This is a genomic window from Kribbella sp. (assembly GCF_035655035.1).
In the GTDB taxonomy this organism is placed as follows: Bacteria; Actinomycetota; Actinomycetes; order Propionibacteriales; family Kribbellaceae; genus Kribbella.
The window spans coordinates 1-2,707 of the sequence record NZ_DASRVN010000437.1 but is presented as its reverse complement, the minus strand read 5'-3'; the positions used below and the strand labels follow the sequence as shown (position 1 = coordinate 2,707).

At 70.9% G+C, this 2,707-nt stretch carries 4 protein-coding genes; 2 read left to right on the top strand and 2 right to left on the bottom strand.

The genetic code is table 11. The features are described 5' to 3' along the window. Both VFF46_RS24130 and VFF46_RS24125 read right to left on the bottom strand, forming a co-directional pair. The coding region (locus tag VFF46_RS24130) for a hypothetical protein (RefSeq protein WP_325039474.1) at positions 1–189 on the bottom strand (189 nt) is incomplete at its 3' end. Further along, a complete protein-coding gene (locus VFF46_RS24125) occupies positions 186–1,145 on the bottom strand; it encodes a saccharopine dehydrogenase NADP-binding domain-containing protein (RefSeq protein WP_325039473.1) in 960 nt (319 codons plus the stop codon). The genes VFF46_RS24125 and VFF46_RS24130, both read right to left, overlap by 4 nt. A 71-nt stretch (positions 1,146–1,216) precedes the next feature. Here VFF46_RS24125 and VFF46_RS24120 point away from each other — a divergent pair, with 71 nt between their 5' ends. Together VFF46_RS24120 and VFF46_RS24115 are read left to right on the top strand one after the other, a co-directional pair. After that, positions 1,217–2,152 carry a helix-turn-helix domain-containing protein gene (locus VFF46_RS24120; RefSeq protein ID WP_325039472.1) on the top strand — a complete coding sequence of 312 codons (936 nt, stop codon included), beginning with the start codon at positions 1,217–1,219 and terminating at the stop codon, positions 2,150–2,152. 11 nt (positions 2,153–2,163) lie between these two features. Then, the coding region (locus tag VFF46_RS24115) for an ASCH domain-containing protein (protein WP_325039471.1) at positions 2,164–2,707 on the top strand (544 nt) is incomplete at its 3' end.

Genomic DNA, 2,707 nt, shown 5'->3' with positions numbered 1-2,707 from the left:
GCCCGACCGGCCGTCGCGGTTGGAGTTGTCGTTCGGCTGGTCCGGCTGGCCAGGACCGCCCTTCTGGAACAGGCGGTCCCAGTCATCGAACGTCTTGCGTGCGGTGTAGTCGACCCCCTCAGCGTACGCCGGGACCGTGGTCCCGACCGCGCCTGCGACGGTGAGATGGAGGAGGGTACGGCGTGTCACCCCAGGTCGAGCGCGAGAGGCAGCTCCCGAAGAAAGTCGACCGCGTCGAACATCGCCCCCGCCGACGCCACCCCGGCGGCTCGCGTCTCGCCGCCGAGGATCCGCCGTACGGCGCCCACCGCGAGCGGAGCCGAGATCGCGTAGATGTCCTGCCCGGCGGCCGTCGCCCGCGCGTCGCCCACCCGTACGTCGACCGTGAACGTCTGGTCCGACCGGCCCTGCTCGTCCACGGCCACCGGTGCCTGCGCCTCCGCCAGATCGCCCGCGGCCTCGACCGTCATGTACGTACGCACCTCCGGGACGTCGAGGTGGCTCGGGATCGTGACGATGTCCGCCATGCTGAACTCCGCGAACACCCGCCGCCTTCCGAGCGGCTCCGGGAACGTCCAGTCCTCCTGGATCGGCGGGTCCTGGTGGTACTGCAGCCGGCCGTCCGCGAACCGTACGCGGCGCCCGTTCCGCCGTTCGTGCGACACCTGACCGGCGACCCGCGTACCGGGGGTCGGGTGCCAGCTGCTCAGGCCGTAAGCGACCTGCACCACGTCGCTGGCCTCGAGTACTGCGGTCGCGAGCAGGTCGCCGAGGCCGCCGAAGAACGCCATCGCCGGGACGACCGGGACATCGCTGTGCCGGGCGAACGTCGCCACGTTGGCCTCGATCTCGGCGGCGACGTCGACGTACGGGATCCGCTGCCGCGCGGCCGCCTCGATCAGCGGTGCTGCCGTCACGGCGAACGGGCCCGCGCAGTTGATCACCGCGGCGGCGTTCTTCAGCGCGAGGTCGAGTGCGTGCGGGTCGTCGACGGCGGCCGGGCGTACGTCGAGGTCACCCCATAGCTCCGCGAGGGCGGTCGCGTTACGGCCGGAGACGGCGGTCGGGAGGTGCTGGCGGCGGAGTTCCTCGACGACGAACCGGCCGGTGTGGCCGGTGGCGCCGTACACGACGATGGCGTTCATAGGGCGAGTCTCGGGTCTTTCGAGAGCCGAGCGTGAGAGTCCGGAACGACACCATCCGTACACTTTCGGACATGCATACCGTCGCGCTGGCCACCGCCGGGCACCTGCTGCACTTCGAACTCGGCATCGCCTACGAGATGTTCGGCAACCCACCACCCGGCGCCACCGACTGGTACGACGTACAGCTGTGCGGCCCGGGTCCCGTCCAGGTCGGACCGTTCCTGGTGACGCCGTCGCACGGGCTGGACTTCCTGGCGCGCGCGGACACGATCCTGGTCCCCGCCCTCGCGGACATCGACCAACCGCCGGCTCCCGACCTGGTTGCCGCCATCCGCTCCGCCCATAGTTCTGGCGCTCGTATCGCGTCACTGTGCACCGGCGCGTTCGCCCTCGGCGAGGCCGGACTGCTCGACGGCCGTCAGGCGACCACCCACTGGGCCCACACCGCGGAACTGCAGCGTCGCTATCCCGAAGCAGCCGTAGACCCGGACGTCCTCTACACCGACAACGGCAACGTCCTCACCGCTGCGGGCAAAGCTGCAGCAGTGGACCTCTGTCTCCATCTCATCCACCTCGACCATGGCGCCACGACGGCGAACGCGGTCGCCCGGCGCCTCGTCGTACCACCGCATCGCGCGGGCGGGCAGGCGCAGTTCGTCTTGACCCCGGTCCAGGCGAGCGGCGACCACTCCCTTGCCCAGCTCCTCGCCTGGGCGCAGTCGCGGCTCGACGAGCCGCTGACCGTCACCGATCTGGCGCGGCAGGCGAGCACCAGTCCGCGGCACCTCGGCCGGCAGTTCCGCTCGGTCACCGGGCAGACGCCGCTCCAGTGGTTGCTGACCCAGCGCGTACGCCGGGCACAGCAGTTGCTTGAGTCCACCGACGCTCCCGTGGAGAAGGTCGCCGCCGCGACCGGTCTCGGTACGGCGACCACGCTGCGGCGGCACTTCCAGCGGGTGGTCGGCGTACCGCCAAACGCGTACCGGCAGTCGTTCCGCAGCACGTAGGCTCGGGCGCCATGAGCCTCCAGGAGCTGCACTTCCACCGGGCGCACCTCGACGCGGTCCGGGCCGGCACGAAGCGGATCACGATGCGGCACAACGATCCGATCGACGTCGGCCCGGCGACGCTCGTCTTCGAGCTCGACGAGGAGGTCCGGCTGCCGGGGCGGATCCTGTCGACGGTCGCCAAGCGGGCCGACAGCGTAACCGAGGAGGAGGCGCTCGAGGACGGGTTCGCCGGCGCGCACGACGTCGTCCCCGCGCTGCGCAGCTACTACCCGGACCTGCAGCCAACCGACGAACTCGTGATCGTGCGGTTCGAGCTCGTGTACCCGCGGCGGATGCACACCGTTCTGGACGCGACCGACGCCCGCGGGCTGGCCGAGTTCTACCGGGACCTGCTCGGACTACGGTTCCGGCCCGGCGACGACTCCGACTGGATCGTGCTGCTCGACGCCGACGGCAACCGCCAGCTCGCGATCCAGCAGGTCGCCGACCTCAAACGGTCCACCTGGCCCTCCCCCGACGTACCGATGCAAGCCCACCTCGACTACGCCGTAC

Bases quoted from the DNA above. Each gene is read 5' to 3' on its own strand.
- VFF46_RS24125 (WP_325039473.1), bottom strand. From the start codon at position 1,145: ATGAACGCCATCGTCGTGTACGGCGCCACCGGCCACACCGGCCGGTTC.
- VFF46_RS24120 (WP_325039472.1), top strand. From the start codon at position 1,217: ATGCATACCGTCGCGCTGGCCACCGCCGGGCACCTGCTGCACTTCGAA.